This is a genomic window from Pseudomonas sp. GW821-FHT03A09 (assembly GCF_059421065.1).
Genome location: NZ_JBWKUX010000005.1, coordinates 45,109 through 65,249 on the forward strand (window position 1 = coordinate 45,109; position 20,141 = coordinate 65,249).

At 59.2% G+C, this 20,141-nt stretch carries 15 protein-coding genes; 5 read left to right on the plus strand and 10 right to left on the minus strand.

Translation table 11 applies throughout. From position 1 onward, the window contains the following. Positions 1-3: 3 nt before the first annotated feature. From sdhA to sdhC, 3 genes are read right to left on the minus strand one after another with little or no spacing between them, the layout of a single operon-like run. A complete protein-coding gene (sdhA, locus tag AC07V4_RS10535; protein ID WP_492636375.1) occupies positions 4-1,776 on the minus strand; it encodes a succinate dehydrogenase flavoprotein subunit in 1,773 nt (590 codons plus the stop codon). Positions 1,777-1,779: 3 nt separating this feature from the next. Then, on the minus strand, positions 1,780-2,148 hold the full coding sequence (sdhD, locus tag AC07V4_RS10540; RefSeq protein ID WP_003172805.1) for a succinate dehydrogenase, hydrophobic membrane anchor protein: 369 nt from the start codon (positions 2,146-2,148) through the stop codon (positions 1,780-1,782). Then, complete coding sequence (sdhC, locus tag AC07V4_RS10545) at positions 2,142-2,516, minus strand: succinate dehydrogenase, cytochrome b556 subunit (RefSeq protein WP_016979564.1); 375 nt, start codon at positions 2,514-2,516, stop codon at positions 2,142-2,144. Before sdhC ends, sdhD begins: the two co-directional genes overlap by 7 nt. A gap of 362 nt (positions 2,517-2,878) precedes the next feature. Here sdhC and gltA point away from each other — a divergent pair, with 362 nt between their 5' ends. Next, positions 2,879-4,168 carry a citrate synthase gene (gene gltA / locus AC07V4_RS10550; protein WP_003172803.1) on the plus strand — a complete coding sequence of 430 codons (1,290 nt, stop codon included), beginning with the start codon at positions 2,879-2,881 and terminating at the stop codon, positions 4,166-4,168. A 250-nt stretch (positions 4,169-4,418) separates the two neighbouring features. Here gltA and AC07V4_RS10555 read toward each other — a convergent pair whose 3' ends face one another. The 3 genes from AC07V4_RS10555 to AC07V4_RS10565 all read right to left on the minus strand — a co-directional run bounded on the left by AC07V4_RS10555 (position 4,419) and on the right by AC07V4_RS10565 (position 7,494). Continuing rightward, positions 4,419-6,077, minus strand: a complete 1,659-nt coding sequence (locus AC07V4_RS10555; protein ID WP_492636374.1) for a cation acetate symporter — start codon at positions 6,075-6,077, stop codon at positions 4,419-4,421. Beyond that, entirely contained in the window at positions 6,074-6,385 is a 312-nt protein-coding gene (locus tag AC07V4_RS10560) for a DUF485 domain-containing protein (RefSeq protein ID WP_431752005.1), read from the minus strand. Before AC07V4_RS10560 ends, AC07V4_RS10555 begins: the two co-directional genes overlap by 4 nt. Before the next feature lie 257 nt (positions 6,386-6,642). Next, the gene (locus AC07V4_RS10565) at positions 6,643-7,494 is read right to left on the minus strand and encodes a glycine betaine ABC transporter substrate-binding protein (protein ID WP_492636373.1); all 852 of its coding nucleotides are present in this window, start codon (positions 7,492-7,494) and stop codon (positions 6,643-6,645) included. A gap of 332 nt (positions 7,495-7,826) precedes the next feature. Between AC07V4_RS10565 and AC07V4_RS10570 the strand changes: the two genes are divergently transcribed. Further along, complete coding sequence (locus AC07V4_RS10570) at positions 7,827-9,380, plus strand: glycoside hydrolase family 17 protein (protein WP_492636372.1); 1,554 nt, start codon at positions 7,827-7,829, stop codon at positions 9,378-9,380. Between the two features lie 105 nt (positions 9,381-9,485). Here AC07V4_RS10570 and AC07V4_RS10575 read toward each other — a convergent pair whose 3' ends face one another. After that, on the minus strand, positions 9,486-9,854 hold the full coding sequence (locus tag AC07V4_RS10575; RefSeq protein ID WP_492636371.1) for a hypothetical protein: 369 nt from the start codon (positions 9,852-9,854) through the stop codon (positions 9,486-9,488). A 234-nt stretch (positions 9,855-10,088) separates the two neighbouring features. Between AC07V4_RS10575 and AC07V4_RS10580 the strand changes: the two genes are divergently transcribed. Together AC07V4_RS10580 and AC07V4_RS10585 are read left to right on the plus strand one after the other, a co-directional pair. Then, positions 10,089-11,387 (plus strand): serine/threonine protein kinase, encoded by a 1,299-nt coding sequence (locus tag AC07V4_RS10580; RefSeq protein ID WP_492636370.1) that lies wholly within the window; start codon positions 10,089-10,091, stop codon positions 11,385-11,387. After that, positions 11,380-12,168 carry an MlaA family lipoprotein gene (locus tag AC07V4_RS10585; RefSeq protein ID WP_492636369.1) on the plus strand — a complete coding sequence of 263 codons (789 nt, stop codon included), beginning with the start codon at positions 11,380-11,382 and terminating at the stop codon, positions 12,166-12,168. The genes AC07V4_RS10580 and AC07V4_RS10585 overlap by 8 nt, the downstream gene beginning before the upstream one ends. 29 nt (positions 12,169-12,197) lie before the next feature. Here the strand turns inward: AC07V4_RS10585 and AC07V4_RS10590 are convergent, their stop codons facing one another. Next, complete coding sequence (locus AC07V4_RS10590) at positions 12,198-14,195, minus strand: FUSC family protein (RefSeq protein WP_492636368.1); 1,998 nt, start codon at positions 14,193-14,195, stop codon at positions 12,198-12,200. A gap of 473 nt (positions 14,196-14,668) precedes the next feature. Here AC07V4_RS10590 and AC07V4_RS10595 point away from each other — a divergent pair, with 473 nt between their 5' ends. Further along, positions 14,669-15,547, plus strand: a complete 879-nt coding sequence (locus AC07V4_RS10595) for an Evf family palmitoylated virulence factor (RefSeq protein WP_492636367.1) — start codon at positions 14,669-14,671, stop codon at positions 15,545-15,547. Between the two features lie 49 nt (positions 15,548-15,596). On the opposite strand, the gene AC07V4_RS10600 is transcribed toward AC07V4_RS10595, so the two are convergent. Next, complete coding sequence (locus AC07V4_RS10600) at positions 15,597-17,018, minus strand: efflux transporter outer membrane subunit (protein WP_492636366.1); 1,422 nt, start codon at positions 17,016-17,018, stop codon at positions 15,597-15,599. Beyond that, the gene (locus tag AC07V4_RS10605) at positions 17,015-20,140 is read right to left on the minus strand and encodes an efflux RND transporter permease subunit (RefSeq protein WP_492636365.1); all 3,126 of its coding nucleotides are present in this window, start codon (positions 20,138-20,140) and stop codon (positions 17,015-17,017) included. Before AC07V4_RS10605 ends, AC07V4_RS10600 begins: the two co-directional genes overlap by 4 nt. Position 20,141 lies beyond the last annotated feature (1 nt).

The following is a 20,141-nucleotide window of genomic DNA, read 5'->3' on the forward strand; positions in this document are numbered from 1 at the left end:
CCCTTAGTAAGTCCGAATCTTCGGTTCAAACGTCGGAACCGTCTTCGGCGAGAAGTTCACGGCACGCTTGGTTACGCGCTTGTCACCCGGGAAGTACAGGGTGTGGCACAACCAGTTTTCGTCGTCGCGATCTTCAAAGTCTTCACGGGCGTGGGCGCCACGGGATTCTTTACGAACCTCGGCAGCGATTGCAGTTGCTTCGGCCACTTCCAGCAGGTTTTGCAGCTCAAGGGCTTCGATACGAGCAGTGTTGAACGCCTGGCTCTTATCGTTGATCTTGACGTTGGCGATGCGCTTGCGCAGATCGGCCAGTTGAGCAATACCCTTCTGCATGTATTCGCCGGTACGGAATACACCGAAGTAGTTCTGCATGCAGCTTTGCAACTCGCGACGCAGAGTAGCCACGTCTTCGCCATCGGTACGCTCGTTCAGGGCGTTCAGACGCGCCATGGCGGCATTGATGTTGGCTTCGGTGGCGTCGTCGTAATGGATACCGTCGGTCAGCGCCTTTTCCAGGTGCAAGCCGGCAGCACGGCCGAATACCACCAGGTCGAGCAGCGAGTTGCCGCCCAGGCGGTTGGCACCGTGAACCGATACGCAAGCCACTTCGCCTACGGCGAACAGACCGTGGATGATTTCGTCCTGGCCATCAGCGTTCTGGGTGATCGCCTGGCCATGAATGTTGGTCGGCACGCCGCCCATCATATAGTGGCAAGTCGGAACAACCGGAACCGGAGCAACCACCGGGTCAACGTGAGCGAAGGTCTTGGACAGCTCGCAGATACCTGGCAGGCGGCTGTGCAGTACTTCTTCGCCCAGGTGATCGAGCTTCAGCAGTACGTGGTCGCCATTCGGGCCACAGCCGTTACCGGCGATGATTTCTTTAACCATGGAACGGGCAACAACGTCACGACCCGCCAGGTCTTTCGCGTTCGGAGCGTAACGCTCCATGAAACGCTCGCCGTGCTTGTTGATCAGGTAACCACCTTCACCACGGCAACCTTCTGTAACCAGTACACCGGCGCCGGCGATGCCGGTCGGGTGGAACTGCCACATTTCGATGTCTTGTACCGGAACGCCAGCACGCAGTGCCATGCCGACGCCGTCGCCGGTGTTGATCAGGGCATTGGTGGTCGACGCGTAGATACGGCCTGCACCGCCAGTCGCCAGAACGGTAGCGTTGGCGCGGATGTAGGTGGTTTCACCGGTTTCGATGCAGATGGCGATCACGCCAACGAATGCACCGTCGGCGTTCTTCACCAGGTCGACCGCGTAGTACTCGTTCAGGAACGTAGTGCCGGCTTTCAGGTTGCCCTGATAAAGGGTGTGCAGCAGCGCGTGACCGGTACGGTCGGACGCGGCGCAAGTACGGGCAGCCTGCCCGCCCTTACCGTAATCCTTCGACTGGCCGCCGAATGGACGCTGGTAGATACGACCTTGCTCGGTACGGGAGAACGGCAGACCCATGTGGTCCAGCTCGAACACCGCGGCCGGGCCTTCCTGACACATGTATTCGATAGCGTCCTGGTCACCGATGTAGTCGGAACCCTTAACGGTATCGTACATGTGCCAGCGCCAGTCATCGTTCGGGTCGGCGGAGGCGATGGCGCACGTGATGCCACCCTGGGCCGATACGGTGTGGGAGCGCGTCGGGAACACCTTGGTGATCACGGCGGTCTTGTGACCGCCTTGGGCCAGCTGCAGCGCTGCGCGCATGCCGGCACCGCCGCCACCAATGATGATGGCGTCGAAGGAAATAGTTGGAATGTTAGCCATGAATCAGATACCCCAAAGAATCTGCACACCCCAGACGAAGTAAGCGAACATCGCGACGCCGCATACTGCCTGGAAGAGGAAACGTACTGCAGTCGCGGACTTGCCCAGCGCCATCGGCGTCAGGTAGTCGGTCGCGATGGTCCACATGCCGACCCAGGCGTGAGCGCCCAGGGCTACAAGGGCCAGCAGACTGAAGATTCGCATCGCATTGTGGGAAAACAGGCCATGCCATTGCTCATAGCCGATGCCCGGATTTGCGACGAGGTATCCGATCAGGAAAATGAAATAAGCCGCGAGAACGACCGCAGACACACGCTGCGCCATCCAGTCATAGAGGCCCGAACGCGAAAGGTTCGTAACGCTGGTTACCATATCCAAACTCCTGCCAGAACGATCAGCACCACGGAAATGGCGATGATGATTTTCGAGCCCAGGCGGCCGCCTTCCAGCGTCTCACCGATACCCGCATCCATGATCAAGTGGCGCACACCGGCTACCAGGTGATACAGCAGAGCGGACAGGAGGCCCCATGCTACGAACTTGGCCAGCGGGCTGGTCAAGCATGCCTTCACCTCGGCGTATCCTTCCTCGGAACCCAGGGATTTGCTCAATGCATAAAGCATGATGCCCAAGCCCAGGAACAGGATGATGCCGGAAACACGGTGCAGGAACGACGTAACGCCGGTGATGGGGAGTTTGATGGTCCTTAGGTCTAGGTTTACAGGTCGTTGGCTATTCACGGCTTTTTTTCACACTGAAGAGCCCCTAACAATCAGGGCAAAGTTGTTGGGGAGTGCACTGGTCAGGTAACCACCACCCAGGGATGCGACCCCCATCAAATCAGGCCCAAAAGCCCCTGGCGGTCGGAGGCCGAGTATAGACAGTTAGGTTACTAATGACAACGCGCACTCCTCACCCGAATAGCGCATTGCTTTAACCGGATAAAAGGCGTAAATGGCAGTCAATTTCGACGAAAAAGTATGGTTAAAGCCTTCTGGGGCAAGACTTTAGGCAAATTGACATCTGGATTTATATCAATATAGTGGTGCGGGCCCTGCGTGGGGGGTCTGTCTGATGATTTGAAGCATAAATAGGAGGCCACATGGCTGACAAAAAAGCGCAGTTGATCATCGAGGGCGCAGCCCCCGTCGAGCTGCCCATTTTAACCGGCACCGTTGGTCCCGATGTAATCGACGTGCGGGGCCTGACGGCCACGGGCCGTTTCACATTCGACCCAGGCTTCATGTCGACCGCCTCTTGCGAGTCGAAGATCACCTATATCGATGGCGACAATGGCATTCTGCTGCACCGGGGCTACCCGATCGAGCAACTGGCCGAGAAGTCGGACTACCTGGAAACCTGCTACCTGCTGCTAAATGGCGAATTGCCAACAGCTGAGCAAAAAGCCCAGTTCGTCAGCACCGTCAAGAACCACACCATGGTTCACGAGCAATTGAAGACCTTCTTCAACGGCTTCCGTCGCGACGCCCACCCGATGGCCGTCATGTGCGGCGTGGTCGGCGCCCTGTCGGCCTTCTATCACGACTCCCTGGACATCAATAACCCGCAGCATCGCGAAATTTCCGCGATCCGCCTGGTTGCCAAGATGCCAACCCTCGCCGCAATGGTTTACAAGTACTCCATGGGTCAACCCATGATGTACCCGCGCAACGACCTGACGTACGCGGAAAACTTCCTGCACATGATGTTCAACACCCCGTGCGAGATCAAACCGATCAGCCCGGTACTGGCCAAGGCAATGGACCGGATCTTCATCCTCCACGCCGACCACGAGCAGAACGCTTCGACCTCTACCGTGCGCCTGGCAGGCTCTTCGGGTGCCAACCCGTTCGCCTGTATCGCTGCCGGTATCGCTGCACTGTGGGGCCCTGCCCACGGCGGCGCGAACGAGGCCGTCCTGACCATGCTGGACGAAATTGGCGATGTCTCGAACATCGACAAATTCATCGCCAAGGCCAAGGACAAGAACGATCCATTCAAGCTGATGGGCTTCGGTCACCGTGTCTACAAGAACCGCGACCCACGCGCCACTGTCATGAAGCAGACCTGCGACGAAGTGTTGAAGGAACTGGGCATCAAGAACGATCCGCAACTCGAACTGGCCATGCGCCTGGAAGAGATCGCCCTGACCGACCCGTACTTCATCGAACGCTCGTTGTACCCGAACGTCGACTTCTACTCAGGCATCATCCTCAAGGCGATCGGCATTCCGACCAGCATGTTCACCGTGATCTTCGCCCTGGCGCGGACCGTGGGCTGGATCTCCCACTGGAAAGAAATGCTCTCCAGCCCGTACAAGATTGGCCGTCCGCGCCAGCTGTACACCGGCTACGAGTCGCGCGATATCACCAAACTGGAAGATCGCAAGTAAGCTTCTAACTATTTGGTCTAAAAAACGGCCTCCTTTTACAAGGAGGCCGTTTTTATTTGTGCAGGATTTGAGAAACAGTTTTGTCAGATCTGCCGCTATCGCGGGCAAGCCCGGCTCCCACACTTGGAATGCATTCCCCTGTGGGAGCCGGGCTTGCCCGCGATAACGATAGCCCAGCCGACACATCACTCAAGCCCACAAAAAATGCCCCGGCCTTTCGACCGGGGCATTTTCTTATCCAGCCATTACCTTAGTGAGAAACCGCCCCACTCGCCCCCAGGCCAGTCTGCGAACGCACAAACTGCGGGAAGTACAGCGCACGCTCTTTCTCTGCCGCCGCCGACTTGTCGGTGATGGAGAAGAACCAGATGCCGACAAAGGCAATGATCATCGAGAACAGCGCCGGGTATTCATACGGGAAGATGGCTTTTTCATGGTGCAGGATCGAGACCCAGATGGTCGGACCGAGGATCATCAGGCCCACGGCACTGACCAAGCCCAGCCAGCCGCCAATCATGGCGCCACGGGTGGTGAGGTTTTTCCAGTACATGGAAAGCAGCAGCACCGGGAAGTTACAACTGGCGGCAATGGAGAACGCCAGGCCGACCATGAACGCGATGTTCTGGCTTTCGAACAGGATACCCAGGCCAATCGCCAACACACCCAAGGCCACGGTGGTGATCTTCGACACGCGAATCTCATCTTTCTCGTTGGCCTTGCCCTTCTTGATCACGCTGGCGTACAGGTCATGGGACACCGCCGATGCACCGGCCAGGGTCAAGCCGGCAACCACCGCCAGGATGGTGGCAAACGCCACGGCCGAGATGAAGCCCAGGAAAATACTGCCGCCCACCGCATTGGCCAGGTGCACCGCCGCCATGTTGTTGCCACCGAGCAAGGCGCCTGCAGCATCCTTGAACGCCGGGTTGGTGCTGACCAGCAGGATCGCGCCGAAACCGATGATAAAGGTCAGGATATAGAAGTAGCCGATGAAGCCAGTGGCATACAACACGCTCTTACGCGCTTCCTTGGCATCGCTCACGGTGAAGAAGCGCATCAGGATGTGCGGCAGGCCAGCGGTCCCGAACATCAGGGCGAGGCCAAGGGAGAAGGCAGAAATCGGGTCTTTCACCAGGCCGCCGGGGCTCATGATCGCTTCACCTTTGGGGTGAACCTTGATCGCCTCGGAGAACAACGTGTTGAAGTCGAAGTTGACGTGCTTCATCACCATCAGCGCCATGAACGAGGCACCGGACAGCAACAGCACGGCCTTGATGATCTGCACCCAGGTGGTCGCCAGCATGCCGCCGAACAACACATACAGGCACATCAAGATACCCACCAGGATCACCGCCACGTGGTAATCCAGGCCGAACAGCAGTTGGATCAGCTTGCCAGCACCCACCATCTGCGCGATCAGGTAGAACGCCACCACCACCAATGAACCACAGGCCGACAGGCTGCGGATCTGGGTTTGCCCCAGGCGATAGGACGCCACGTCGGCAAAGGTGTACTTGCCCAGGTTACGCAAGCGTTCGGCGATCAGGAACAGGATGATCGGCCAACCCACCAGGAAGCCGATCGAATAGATCAGGCCGTCATAACCGGAGGTGTAGACCAGCGCGGAAATACCCAGGAAGGAGGCGGCCGACATATAGTCACCGGCAATCGCCAGACCGTTCTGGAAACCGGTGATCTTGCCACCGGCCGCATAGTAGTCCGCCGCCGATTTGTTGCGCTTGGAAGCCCAGTAAGTGATGCACAGGGTGGCACCGACAAACGCGATGAACATCACGATGGCCGATACGTTCAGCGGTTGCTTGTGCACCTCACCGGTCAATGCATCCGCCGCCCAAACGGCCGGAGCAAACAGCGCAGCGCCGAATACAGCCAATAGACGCCGGATCATTGCGCAGCCTCCTTGAGAATCGCATTGTTCAGGTCGTCAAATTCGCCATTGGCCCGGCGCACATAGATGCCGGTCAGGATGAAGGCGGACACAATCAGCCCGACGCCCAGGGGAATGCCCCAGGTTATCGATGACCCGGGGCTGAGCTTGGCGCCCAGCACTTGTGGCCCGTAGGCGATCAACAGGATGAAAGCGGAGTAAAGCCCTAGCATGATCGCCGAGAGAACCCAGGCGAACCGTTCCCTTTTTCTCACCAGCTCCTTGAAGCGCGGGCTGTTTTGAATCGAGAGGTAAATGCTGTCGTTCATTGTTTTTATCCTCGCAGCACAGCTTTTTTATTATTTTGGAACGTATCCACTGTATTCGGCTGCCGTAGAGGTTCCAGACGACCTTAGTCTTAGATCGAGTGTAGCGAGGGATTCTGAGGCCGCAGGAGGATTTGCGGAATGCAAAACAATTGTGGGAGGGGGCTTGCCCCCGATAGCAGTGTGTCAGCCAGCACATCTATAGCTGACAGACCGCCATCGGGGGCAAGCCCCCTCCCACAAGGGATGTAGCTGTAGTCTTATTTACCGGTCCACTCAGCTACGCGCTCAGGGTGCTTGGCGACCCAATCCTTGGCGGCCGCTTCAGGCTTGGCACCCTCTTGAATCGCGAGCATGACCTCACCGATTTCATCCTTGGAAGCCCACTGGAATTTCTTCAGGAAGGCCGCGACTTCCGGCGCTTTCTTCTCCAAGCCCTTGCTGCCGATGCTGTTGACGGTTTCAGCAGCGCCATAAACGCCCTTTGGATCGTCCAGGAAGCGCAGTTTCCACTTGGCGAACATCCAGTGCGGCACCCAACCGGTGACCGCAATGGATTCCTGCTTGTCTTCGGCACGGGTCAGTTCGGCGATCATCGCCGCGCCCGAACTGGCTTGCAGCTTGTAGTCCAGGCCGTAGTCCTTGATGGCTTGATCGGTCTTGAGCATCACGCCTGAACCAGCATCGATGCCAACGATCTTGTTCTTGAAGGTGGTGTCGGTCTTGAGGTCTTCGATGGACTTGGCCTTGACGTACTCCGGCACAATCAGGCCAATCTTCGCATCCTTGAAGTTGGGGCCGTAGTCGACCACCTTATCCTTGTTCTTGGCCCAGTATTCACCATGGGTCACGGGCAGCCAGGCAGAAAGCATGGCGTCAAGTTTGCCGGTGGCGACGCCCTGCCACATGATCCCGGTGGCGACGGCTTGCAGCTTGACGTCATAACCGAGTTTTTCCTTGATCACTTCTGCCGCCACATGGGTGGTGGCAACACTGTCGGACCAACCGTCCACGTAGCCGATGCTCAGGGCTTTGCTGTCGGCGCTGGCCAGTGTGGAGCTCATCGCAACTACCAGAGTGGCAGCTGCGCCCAAGAGTCGTCGCATCTTCATCGTACTTCCCCGAAAGTGCTGCGCCCGACGGATGCCGAGCGACGTCAACCTGTTGTTATGTGGTGCGCCGCGCCCCTTTCACGCGCATCGATCCGGCGACCGCGGCATCAGTGGAGTGCTGACACTTCGATCATCAACCTGCCGGGGTACGGAACCTGCTCTGACTGCGACCTCACGCGAGCAAGAAACGACATCACATCGCCAGCAACCGGCTTTATAGGATTTGACGCCAGAATCCCGCCCGAACTTTGCATGTCAAAATTATGCTGCCCCACTGGGACGGGCCAAATCCGGGTAAGATGCGCGCCTTTGCTCCTCCAGATAAGCCGACCATGCCCGCGACTGCCCGCTTTCCTGCCCTGCCCTACTTTTTCGCCTTGATCCTCGGCCTGCTTGCCCTCGTCGGCTATTGGTACGGCCTCGGCCGGCCGGTGGTATTGCCCGACGTCGCCAGTGCCAGCCACAAGATGCAATGTGCGTCCTACACGCCTTTCGACAAGGACCAGTCTCCTTTCGACCAGCCGTTCAAACTGCGCCCCGAGCGTATGGACGCCGACCTGGCGCTACTGGCCACTCGCTTTGAATGCATCCGCACCTACTCGATGACCGGCCTGGAAGCCCTGCCGGACATGGCGCGCAAGCACGGCCTGAAGTTGATGGCGGGCGCCTGGGTCAGCAGTGACCCGGTTGCCACTGAAAAAGAAGTGGCCGAACTGATCGCTGCGGCCAACGCCAACCCCGATGTCGTCACCTCGGTGATCGTCGGCAACGAAGCCCTGTTGCGCAAGGAAGTCACCGCCAAGCAGTTGGTGACGCTGATCCATACCGTCAAAAGCCAGATCAAACAGCCAGTCACCTATGCCGACGTCTGGGAGTTCTGGCTGCAACACCCGGAAATTGCCCCTGCGGTGGACTTCCTGACCATCCACCTGTTGCCTTACTGGGAAGATGATCCCTCCGGCATCGACCAGGCCCTCAAGCATGTTGGCGATGTACGCCAGACCTTCGGCAACAAGTTCGCGCCCAAGGATGTACTGATCGGCGAGACCGGCTGGCCCAGCGAAGGCCGCCAGCGCGAGACGGCGGTACCGAGCCGAGTCAACGAGGCGAAGTTCATGCGTGGCTTTGTGGCCATGGCTGAAGCCAATGGCTGGCGCTACAACCTGATCGAAGCCTTTGACCAACCGTGGAAGCGGGCCAGTGAAGGCGCGGTCGGTGGTTACTGGGGCTTGTTCGATGCCGATCGCCAGGACAAAGGCATCCTCGCCGGCCCCGTCACCAATGTGCCGTACTGGCCGCTGTGGTTGGGCGTGGGCGGCGTCATCCTGTTGAGCACGCTGGTGCTGGGTGGCCGCGTTCACAGCACTCGCTCTGCGCTCATGCTGCCATTGCTCGGTGCGGTCGCGGCCTGCTCCATCGGCACTTGGGCGGAACTGACCCGCGTCACCGCGCGCTTCAATGATGAGTGGGTATGGGCAGGCTTGCTGGTGATACTGAACCTGCTGGTACTGGCTCACGCCGCCCTGGCCCTCAGTGCCCGGGAAGGTTGGCGCGAGCGGGCGTTCAACTGGCTGGAGCAGCGTGCGGGCTGGCTGATGGCAATGGCCGGGTTTGCGGGGGCGGTGATGATGCTGGCGCTGGTGTTCGACCCACGTTATCGCAGCTTCCCGAGCGCGGCACTGGTGTTGCCGGCGCTGGTGTATCTGGTACGCCCGGTGACCGGGCCGCGCAGGGAGATTGCCTTGCTGGCCTTTATCATCGGCGCCGGCGTTGCGCCGCAGTTATACCGCGAAGGTCTGTTGAATCAGCAGGCTTGGGGTTGGGCGGTGGTCAGCGTGTTGATGGTTGGGGCTTTGTGGCGTTGCCTGCGGGTGCGCAAGGCATAAGGTCGCTATCGCAGGCAAGCCAGCTCCCACACTGACCGTGTACACCGATAGAAATATGTGAACCCGATCAAAGGTGGGAGCTGGCTTGCCTGCGATAAGGCCCGATCAGACAACCCGAGGCGCCCTGACCAACCGCAATCCCGCAATCACCACCGCAAACACTGCAAACGTAGTGTTATACAACGCCAACGCCGGCAAGCCGAACACCATCCCCAGCACCGCCAGCCCCCACCCCGCACGACCCGGCACGAAAAAGCCCAGGATCGCCGTGACCAATGCCGCCCATCCCAGCACCTTGAAGTGAATCATCAACCCCAGGTTCGAACGCAACTGGCATTCCCAGCGGCTGGCCTCATCGACGCAAATTCCAACCCACCGGCCATCCTCCATGAAGCCGTAACGAGCGCCATAACTGGCGGCCAACCATAACGGCAGGGCAATAAGCAGCAGGATCAGTGGCAAACGACGGGACATGGGGCACTCCGATAGGCAAAACGGCGCTCAGCTTAATCCCACGGTGGCCGTTAGCAAGGTGTGTACGCAGATATCTGTTCATCAAAGCGTCGCAAAGTGTATCGTCTGGCTACTATTACCCCGACTCCGACGTTATTTTCCGACATTTCGTGCCGTGTGATGGCACTTCGGCGCGCACGCGGTGGTCATAGCCTGCGAACTTCATTCAGCACGTTTCCTCTTAGGGATTTAGTCATGCTCCGTTCCTTGCGCTGTGCGGCCCTGTTGGGCAGCCTATTTTTAAGTGCGTCGGCACTGGCCGTCGACATCGACCAGGCCAGCTATGGCTACCCTTTGACCAACCCGTTCGAAGCGACCATCGCGACCACACCGCCTGACCTTCGGCCAAAACTGCCGAGCAATGACGAGATCAACCAGTCCGACTACAGCCTGACCATGCGCCCGGAGCGCCAGTTCAGTCTTCCGGACAACTTCTGGGCCGTGAAGAAGCTCACCTACCGCATCGCCAAGCAAGACCACGCCGCACCGTTGATCTTCCTGATTTCCGGCACCGGCGCGCGGTATGACAGCAGCATCAACGAATACCTGAAAAAACTCTATTACCAAGCCGGCTACCACGTGGTGCAGCTCTCCTCGCCCACCAGCTTCGACTTCATCGCTGCCGCCTCGCGCTTCGCCACCCCGGGAGTCACCCAGGAAGACGCCGAAGACATGTACCGGGTGATGCAAGCCGTGCGCGCCCAAAATTCGACGCTGCCTGTCACGGACTATTACCTCTCCGGCTACAGCCTCGGTGCCCTGGATGCGGCATTCATCAGCAAACTTGACGAGACCCGCCGCAGCTTCAACTTCAAGAAAGTGCTGCTGCTGAACCCGCCGGTCAATCTCTACACGTCGATCACCAACCTCGACAAGCTGGTACAGACCGAGGTCAAAGGCATCAACAACACCACCACCTTCTATGAGCTGGTGCTGGGCAAGCTGACCCGCTACTTCCAGCAAAAGGGCTATATCGACCTTAACGACGCCCTGCTCTACGACTTCCAACAGTCCAAGCAGCACCTGACCAACGAACAGATGGCCATGCTGATCGGCACCTCGTTCCGCTTCTCTGCGGCCGACATTGCCTTTACCTCAGACTTGATCAACCGTCGTGGCCTGATCACCCCACCGAATTACCCGATCGGCGAAGGCACCAGCCTTACACCCTTCCTCAAGCGCGCACTGCAATGCGACTTCGATTGCTACCTCACCGAGCAGGTCATTCCAATGTGGCGCGCGCGCACCGACGGCGGCAGCCTGTTGCAACTGATCGACCAGGTCAGCTTGTATGCGCTCAAGGACTACTTGCACGACAGCCCGAAAATCGCGGTGATGCACAACGCCGACGACGTGATCCTCGGCCCTGGCGACCTGGGCTTCCTGCGTAAAACCTTCGGCGATCGCTTGACCGTCTACCCGCTGGGCGGCCACTGCGGCAACCTCAATTACCGCGTCAACGCCGACGCCATGCTGGAGTTCTTCCGTGGCTAAATATCTTCTGCTGCTCGCCGCCTTGATGTGCGCAGGCGCGGCCAATGCCGACAACAGCAAGGCCCATGAACCCGTCAAGGTCGATGCCGACGGTTTCAAGGAGCCGCTGACCAAGCTTAAGTTCAACCCAGGTCTGGACCAGCGTGAGTTCGAGCGTTCATCCCTGACCGCCCTCAATGTCTACGACCCGCTGGAGTCGTGGAACCGTCGCGTGTACCACTTCAACTACCGTTTCGACCAATGGGTATTCCTGCCCGTGGTCGACGGCTACACCTACATCACCCCAAGCTTCCTGCGCACCGGCGTGAGCAACTTCTTCAACAACCTGGGCGACGTACCCAACCTGTTGAACAGTCTGCTGCAGCTCAAGGGCCACCGCTCCCTGGAAACCACCGGGCGCCTGCTGCTCAACACCACCATCGGCATCGCTGGTTTGTGGGACCCGGCCACGGCCATGGGCCTGCCGCGCCAGAGCGAAGACTTTGGTCAAACCCTTGGCTTCTATGGCGTGCCCGGCGGTGCGTACCTGGTGCTGCCGATCTTCGGCCCGTCGAACCTGCGCGACACCACCGGCCTGATCGTCGACTACGGCGCCGAAACCGAGATCAACTTCCTCAACGTGTCCAAGGTCAGCGAAAACCACCCGGAAATCTGGGCCCTGCGCGCAGTGGACAAGCGTTACCAGACCAGCTTCCGGTATGGGCAAATGAACTCGCCGTTTGAGTATGAAAAGGTGCGCTACATCTATACGGAATCGCGCAAGTTGCAGATTGCCGAGTAACAACCTTGTAGGAGCTGGCTCTCCAGCTCCTACAACCCCGCCCCCCTTTGACACCACTTGCGCCAGGTAAACCGCAGTTGCAACACCGCCGCCCTGGCCATCTCCCGCTCCTGCTCCGTCAACGTCGACGCCCCCTCAAGTGCCTCCAGCAACACAGCACTGGGCTCATCCAAGCTCAGCGCCAGTACCGCACTTGGTCCGCCCTGCCTGAGCAACGCTGCCAACTGTCGTAAATAATCATCGCGCACGCTGGCCAATACACCTTGAATGCCCGAAAGGCTTGCGCGCAGTTCCAACAACTCGTCCCCCAGGTCCAACCCCAACAATCCGTTCTCCCAGTGGATACGACGTTCATCCGGCAGGGTTTGGCTGTAGCGGGACAGGCGAATCAAACGGTCCGCCATACGCCCGCCAAACCAGCTTTCGGCCTGTTCCAAAGGGCGAGACGTCAGTTGTGCCAAGTCGAACAACGAAGCCTTGAACATCCGCCGATAGTGGCGCTCGCCGGGGTTGAGCTGGATCAGGCGAAACACCACCACCGCAATACCGACGCCCACCAGAGTGGCGATCGCCTTGTTCAGAAAGGCCGCGATGTCATAGTTCATCAGGTTGCTGGGGCCGACGTTGTTGACGAAGAAAATGCAAAACGCCGAAGCGGTGGCCGCCAGTTTTACCCGGCTCATACACAGTGAAGCGAAAAACAGCGGCACACCCAACGCCACGCATAACAGCGGGAAGGCATCAAAATCGGGCAACAAGCCAAAGCGCACAAACCCCGCCACCGGGATCGACAACGCAATACCCTGTAGAAAATTCAGACTCGACGCCGAGGGATTTTCCCGCGCCGCAAACAGGCTCAACACCACACCACTGATCGACACCGCGCCCAACCCTGATGGCCAGGCAGTAAACATCCAGAATGCCGCGACAGCCAGAAACGCCAAGGCACTGCGCAAGCCCCCGAGCACGCCCTGCTCGATATCACGATGCCAGGACATGGCCCCAGGCGCGCCCGGCGGCACCCTGCCCGCTTCGACAGCCGCCAGGCTCAAGCCTCCCACCTCAATCAACCGTAAGACTTGAGCCAGCTGCGCCAGACAAAAATGCGCCTCCGGGTTCAAACGAGCGTCTTGCAGCGCCAGCGCGAGGCGGCGCGTCAGCTCGGGCAACTGCGCATAGTGCTCCTGCTGCAACACAGCGGCCACCTCGTCCACCCAGGGCGCTACAAGCGTCGTCTCATCCAGCATCATCCGTTGCCGCGCCACGCCGCGTGCCGCGCGTAACAACCCGAGCAAATCACGGCTGAGTACCCGCAATGCCTGGGAGCGACGCCGCCCCTTGGGGCCTTCAAACCAGGCGTGATCGCGCTGGGCGTCCACCGCAACCAAACGTCCCAACGCCTCCAGCAAGCCCTTGCGCTGATCCGTCCCCAGCAGCTCCGACGCCGCTGCGCGCATTCCCGCCTGCCAGGCAGCACGACCTTGAATTGCCAGCGTTTGCTCAATTCGGCGGGGCCATAAAATCGTGCTGGCGATCGACGCGCAGAGAATCCCCAGGCTGATTTCCTGACAGCGCGCCACCGCCTCATCGAACACGCCCAGCGGCGCGGCTGTGGCGGGCAACGCAATAATCGCCGTTGTGTAGCCCGCCAGCACAAAGCCATAAGACGCGTGATTACGCAGCAGCGACGCCCCCGTGGTGCAAAATGCCAACCACAACGCCATACACAGCAGGAACAACAGCGGTGCCTGGCCGAACACACCGATCATCAACACCGAAGCCACAGCGCCCACAAACGTACCCAACAAACGATAAGCACCTTTGGCCAAGACCATACCGCTGGTGGACTGACCGACAATAAACACCGTGGTCAGTGCCCATTGCGGCTGCTGCAAGTCGAAGCAGAAGGCCAGATACAAGGCGATCCCGCCAGCGATCATGTTGCGCAAAGCAAACAACAGATCGACCCGCGAGGGCGCCAGGGTGGCTTGCCAGAAGTCTGGGAGCTGAAACGTGGACGGCTTCATTCAATGCACACATAGATAGCAAGCTAATGATTAGTATCGTATCTATATTTCAACGGATTGCCAATCCAGCGCTTCGTAAAGCGCAAGCAACCACTCGTCGAATCTTGCAGCCTTCGGCAGACAATCTTTTTCCATAGTGATGCTCCTTCGGTCGTTCAGTACCCGCCACTAAAATCCGTGCAAAAGCCATCACTTAGCCATATCTCGTATTTAAGGGGAGCCGCCGTCAAAAAACAGCCTCTGGGTGCTCACTTCCAATCGCTATAACTACTTTGTCCAGGCAAGCGAATTGGTTGACCTCATTCATTGCCATTACTCCCTGCTAACTCTATAACTTCCCTACCTCTTTCAAGGGGCAGCACCTCGAATAACCGAGGCCAATAAACGCTGACTTAATCAACTTGGACACGCTTCATCCGTGGCGAACTTCCGCGCCCAACCATTAATGACGACTCTCATAAGGAAATGATGAAATGAAGACGATTACTGCAATGCCTGCCCACGTCAAAGATATCCGCTTATTCTCTGAGCAACTAAAAGAAGCCAATGAATTTTTTGGTGACACACGCCTCAAGGACGTCAAACTTAAAGACCAGGATGACCCCTATGCGGATAAGGATGGGCTTATTGAGTTCATCATCGGCAACGAATTGATCAATGATCCCGAGGTCATGAAAAAGATCACCGAACTGAAAAAATACTTGATCGGCATGACCTCCGTGGTCACCAATTACGTACAACGCAAAGCCGAAGCCGAGGGGGAGCAATACAAGACCGATGTAGCGCTGTGGAGCCTCGCGCTGTCAAAACTCCCTCTGATGGGGCCAAGCAAAATCGATGAGCAAACGTATTCCCGGCATATTCGCGGGGTCAGTATTGCCACTGACTTTGTCAACTTCATACTGGACATCGTCGCCTCGCAAGGTAGCAGCGCTCTGGACAGTTTCCAAAAATTCATGGCCAAGCAGGGGGAGGCCTTGCGTTTTGGCGTCGAGAAAAACAAGGACTTCTACAAAACCATTACCGTGGGGGTCTCTGTCGAAGTCTTCAAGCTCGGCAACACGATCGTCTATGTTCCAAAAATCAAACAGTACCGGGTAAATTTCGACAGGAGTAATTCGAAGTTTTCATCTGCCTGTGCCAGTGCTGAATTCGTCGACATCAACTTCGCTTATAAATATGGCGCCAATGTATTTGACTATGAGGCCTTAGAAGACCCCATCGTCAAAAAAGACTTTGATGAGTTCCTGCGCAAACAACGCAAGTCACAAATCGAAGACGCAACAACGTTCTTCGATGATGACTTCCCCGTGAAAAAACCAACCGCCCCCCAAGTTAGCAAAGCAGGTTAGTGATGACACAGCGGCCAATGAAGGACATTGCCTTCGTTGGCCGCTTTATTCATTGCCGGGTCTCTTGCCAGCCGCCTCCCAGGCTCTGGATCAACGCCACACTCCCCTGGCTCAACTGCCCCTGGGTATCGCGCAAATTCTGCTCCGCCTGCAGCAGCACAAGCTGCTGCGTCAGCACCGCCTCACGACTGACCGTCCCCGCACGCAGTTGCGCCTCCTGGCTGCCGAACAGTTGCTGGTTTCGCTGGTAAACCTGCTGAAAAGCGTCAGCCTGGGTTTGCAGATGGTTGATCGCCGACAGGTTGTCCTCGACGTTCTGCAACGCGCTAAGCACCGTACCGCGATAGGTGGCGGCGATCTGGTCATAACTGGCCTCGGCCTGCTTGACCGCCGCCTCTCGCGCACCGCCATCGAACAGCGTCTGCGCCAGTGCCGGGCCGAGGGTCCAGATGCGATTGGGCAACGAGAACAACCCGCCCAAAGCGCTACCGCGATAGCCGACCTCGGCGGTGAGATCCAAGGTCGGAAAGAACGCCGCTTCAGCCACGCCGATTTTGGCATTGGCCGCCGCCGTCGAGCGCTCCGCCGCCACCACATCCGGACGCCGTTGCAGCAGGGTCGACGGCAATGTCAGCGGTGGCCGAGGGACGACAAACGTGAAGTCATCCCGCGCCGCCACGCTGAACTCGCTGGGCGCCAAGCCCACCAGCACCGCCAGCGCGTGCTCGTATTGCTCACGATCCCGCAGCGAAGTCTGCAAATCGGCGATAGACGTGGTCAGTTGGTCCTGGGCCACCAACAACTGATCATTGGTGGCGACGCCTTGGGTGAACTGCGCCTGGATCATCTCCAGCAGTTGCTGGTTGATGGACTGCTGCTGTTGCAGCAAGCGCACGTCGATGTCCATCTGGCGCAGCGCCAGGTAATTACTGGCGACACTGGAACTGATGGACAAGCGCACACCCGCCAGCAAGGCATCGGATTGTTGCGCCGTGGCCTGGCTCGACTCGATCCCACGACGCACCTGGCCCCACAAGTCCGGTTCCCAGCTGGCAGTCAGCGTCGCGCTGACCGTGTTTTGCACACCGCCGGTACTCGCGCCGGTGGTGGTGCTACTGGAACCGCCACCACTCGCACCTCGTGACCCCGACAGCCCTAGCCCCACCGTCGGCCACAACCCGGCACGGCTTGATGCCACCTGTGCCTGGGCCAAACGATAAGCGGCCTCGGCGGCGATGATCGATTGGTTGGCCTTGGCCGAACGCGCGACCAAATCGTTCAGTACCGGGTCTTGGTAGGCCTGCCACCATTGGCTGTCCATCGCGCCCTGCGGGTTGGACGCTGCACGCTGCCACTGCGCACCTTCCTTGAATGACTGCGGCAGCGCCATGGCGGGTTTCTGATAATCGGGACCGACCATGCAGCCGCCGAGCATCAGGCTGATCAACAGCACGCTGTATCTGAATGTCATGACCTTGCTTCCTTGTGCCGCCCCAGACGTTGTGACGCCCGATCGAGCCAGAGGTAAATCACCGGAGTGGTGTAAAGCGTCAGCACCTGGCTGAGCAGCAACCCACCAATAATAGAAATCCCCAAGGGCCGGCGCAGTTCCGTGCCGTAGCCACTGCCCAGCACCAACGGCAGCGCGCCGAGGATCGCCGCCAGGGTGGTCATCATGATCGGCCGAAAGCGGATCAGGCATGCCCGGCGAATCGCCTCCTTGGCCTCCAGCCCGAACTCGCGGCGCTCGGTAATGGCGAAGTCGATCATCATGATCGCGTTCTTCTTCACGATACCGATCAACAGAATCACCCCCACCAGCGCAATGATCGACAGCTCGGTACCGGTCAGCAGCAACGCAATCAACGCGCCGACGCCCGCCGAGGGCAAGGTGGAGAGGATGGTCAACGGGTGCATCAGGTTCTCGTAGAGAATACCCAGCACGATATACACCGAGAGCAATGCAGCCACGATCAGCAGGGGCTCACTGGCCACCGAAGACTGGAACACCTGGGCCGTGCCGGCAAACTGGCCGGTGACGCTGGCCGGCATGCGCAACTGTTTGACGGCGTCCTCCACCAGCGCAGTGGCTTGGCCGATCGATGTGCCAGGTGCCAGGTTGAACGAGACGGTCACCGCCGGGAAGGTGCCTTGGTGGCTGATGGAAATGGCCGTGCGGGCGATTGAGTTGTCCGCCAAGGCCGACAGCGGCACCAGGCTCGCCGGGCTGGCCAGATTCGGCGCGGCCGTGCTGCCCTTGGTCGACACCGCCGCACTGCCGGTGGGAACATAAATGCTCTTGAGCGCCGAAGGATCGCTCCAGTACTCCGGGGCGATTTCCATCACCACATGGTACTGGTTGGCGGCACGATAAAGGGTCGAGACCTGGCGTTGGCCGAACGCGTCATACAGTGTCTGGTCCACCGCCGACATGCCGACGCCGAGGCGCGCCGCCGTATCGCGGTTGATGTTCACATTAGCCAGCAGACTGTTGTCCTGCTGATCGGTGTTGAGGTCAGTCAACTGCGGCAGCTTGCGCAGCACTTCCACCACCTTGGGCACCCATTCATCCAGGGATGCCTGATCGTCGGCGGTCAACGTGTATTGGTACTGTGCGCCACTTTGCCGCCCGCCCACGGTGATGTCCTGGGCCGCCTGTAAAAACAACTTGGTGCCTGGCATATCGCCGAGGGTGCGGCGGATCTGGCCGATCACGTCGGTGGCGCTGTCCTTGCGCTGGTCGATGGGCTTGAGCAACACGAACAACTGCGCGCTGTTGACCGCCCCGCCGCCACCGCCTCCGCCCCCCACAAACCCAGCCGCGGTTTCCACATTGGGGTTTTGCATCACCTTGTGGTTGATCTCGGTGAAGTCCTTTTGCATCGCCCCGTAGGAAATACTCTGCGCCGCAATGATGCTGCCCTGCAGGCGCCCAGTGTCTTCCTGGGGGAAGAAGCCCTTGGGCACCAGTACGTACAACACACCAGCGAGCACGATCACCAACATCGTCACCAGGCCCATCAGGATCGAATGCTCGATCACCCAACCCAAGGTGCGGTCGTAAAACCTGTGAAAACGTGAATCCGGGTGTTCGTTGCCCTCGCGTACCTCCTTGGGTGCGCGCAGCAACACACTGGCGAGCATTGGCGTGACGGTCAGCGAGATCAGCATCGAGATCACGATAGCCACCGACAGCGACACCGAGAACTCGCGGAACAGCCGCCCGACAATGCCGCCCATCAGTAGCAGCGGAATAAACACCGCCACCAGCGACACGCTGATAGTCAGCACCGTGAATCCGACCTCACGCGCGCCGGCCAGCGCCGCTTCCACCCGCGTCTTGCCGCGCTCCAAGTGACGCATGATGTTTTCCACCACCACGATGGCGTCGTCCACCACAAAGCCGGTGGAAATGGTCAGCGCCATCAGCGACAGGTTGTTCAGGCTGTAGCCGAGGAAATACATGGCGCCAAAGGTGCCGAGCAACGACAGCGGCACCACCACGGCAGGCACCAGGGTACTGCGCCAGTCGCGAAAGAAACCGAAGGTCACCAGCGTCACCAGCAGGATCGACGCCAGCAAAGTCATCTCCACGTCGTGCAGCGACGCACGAATGGTGGTGGTGCGGTCCATCAGCAGGTTGAGCTTGATCGAGGCCGGGATCGAGCTTTGTAAAAACGGCAGTGAGGCTTTCACCGCATCCACCGTGTCGATCACATTGGCGCCCGGCTGCTTGAACACCACCAGCAATACCGCCGGCTTGCCATTGGACAGACCGAAGTTGCGCAGGTCTTGCACGTCTTCACGCACGTAACCCAGGTCGGCGATGTGGATCAGGTCGCCGTTATGCTCCTTGACCACCAGCGGCCCATAATCGTTGGTGTCGAGCAGTTGATCATTGGCGCCGATGCCGTAGGAGCGGTCGCCCACCGCCACATTGCCCTTGGGCAGGTTGGCGTTGGAGGCACTGATGACCTGGCGCACCTGCTCCAGGCTGACGCCGTATTGGTTGAGTCGATCCGGGTTCAACTCCACGCGCACCGCAGGCAATGCACCGCCGCCGACCGTCACATCGCCGACACCGGTGGTTTGCAACAGGCGCTGTTCCAGCACCGTTGAGGCCGCGTCGTACATCTGTCCCGGCGTGGCACTGTCGGAGGTCAGGCTGATGATCAGGATCGGCGAGTCGGCCGGGTTGACCTTGCGGTAGGTCGGATTGCCCGACAGGTCGCTGGGCAGGTTGCTGCGTGCGGCGTTGATGGCTGCCTGCACGTCCCGCGCCGCACCGTCGATATCCCGGCTGAGGTCAAATTGCATGGTGATGCGCGTCGAGCCCAGGCTGCTGGCGGAGGTCATCTGCGTGACCCCGGCGATCTGCCCGAACTGACGCTCCAGCGGCGTGGCCACGGAGCTGGCGACGGTGCTCGGGTCGGCGCCGGGCAACGAGGCGCTGACGCTGATGGTCGGGAAGTCCACTTCCGGCAGCGGCGCCACCGGCAACAGGTTGAAGGCCAACACGCCAAACAGCGCGAGCCCGGCCGCCAGCAAGGTGGTAGCAATGGGCCGATGGATAAAGGGCGCACTGAGGTTCATC

Excerpts from the sequence above, each read along its gene's own strand:
- AC07V4_RS10555 (WP_492636374.1), bottom strand. The coding sequence starts at position 6,077 with ATGATCCGGCGTCTATTGGCTGTATTCGGCGCTGCGCTGTTTGCTCCG.
- AC07V4_RS10580 (WP_492636370.1), top strand. The coding sequence starts at position 10,089 with ATGCTCCGTTCCTTGCGCTGTGCGGCCCTGTTGGGCAGCCTATTTTTA.
- AC07V4_RS10595 (WP_492636367.1), top strand. The coding sequence starts at position 14,669 with ATGAAGACGATTACTGCAATGCCTGCCCACGTCAAAGATATCCGCTTA.
- AC07V4_RS10590 (WP_492636368.1), bottom strand. The coding sequence starts at position 14,195 with ATGAAGCCGTCCACGTTTCAGCTCCCAGACTTCTGGCAAGCCACCCTG.
- AC07V4_RS10560 (WP_431752005.1), bottom strand. The coding sequence starts at position 6,385 with ATGAACGACAGCATTTACCTCTCGATTCAAAACAGCCCGCGCTTCAAG.
- sdhD (WP_003172805.1), bottom strand. The coding sequence starts at position 2,148 with ATGGTAACCAGCGTTACGAACCTTTCGCGTTCGGGCCTCTATGACTGG.
- sdhA (WP_492636375.1), bottom strand. The coding sequence starts at position 1,776 with ATGGCTAACATTCCAACTATTTCCTTCGACGCCATCATCATTGGTGGC.
- AC07V4_RS10575 (WP_492636371.1), bottom strand. The coding sequence starts at position 9,854 with ATGTCCCGTCGTTTGCCACTGATCCTGCTGCTTATTGCCCTGCCGTTA.
- AC07V4_RS10605 (WP_492636365.1), bottom strand. The coding sequence starts at position 20,140 with ATGAACCTCAGTGCGCCCTTTATCCATCGGCCCATTGCTACCACCTTG.
- gltA (WP_003172803.1), top strand. The coding sequence starts at position 2,879 with ATGGCTGACAAAAAAGCGCAGTTGATCATCGAGGGCGCAGCCCCCGTC.
- AC07V4_RS10570 (WP_492636372.1), top strand. The coding sequence starts at position 7,827 with ATGCCCGCGACTGCCCGCTTTCCTGCCCTGCCCTACTTTTTCGCCTTG.
- AC07V4_RS10565 (WP_492636373.1), bottom strand. The coding sequence starts at position 7,494 with ATGAAGATGCGACGACTCTTGGGCGCAGCTGCCACTCTGGTAGTTGCG.
- AC07V4_RS10600 (WP_492636366.1), bottom strand. The coding sequence starts at position 17,018 with ATGACATTCAGATACAGCGTGCTGTTGATCAGCCTGATGCTCGGCGGC.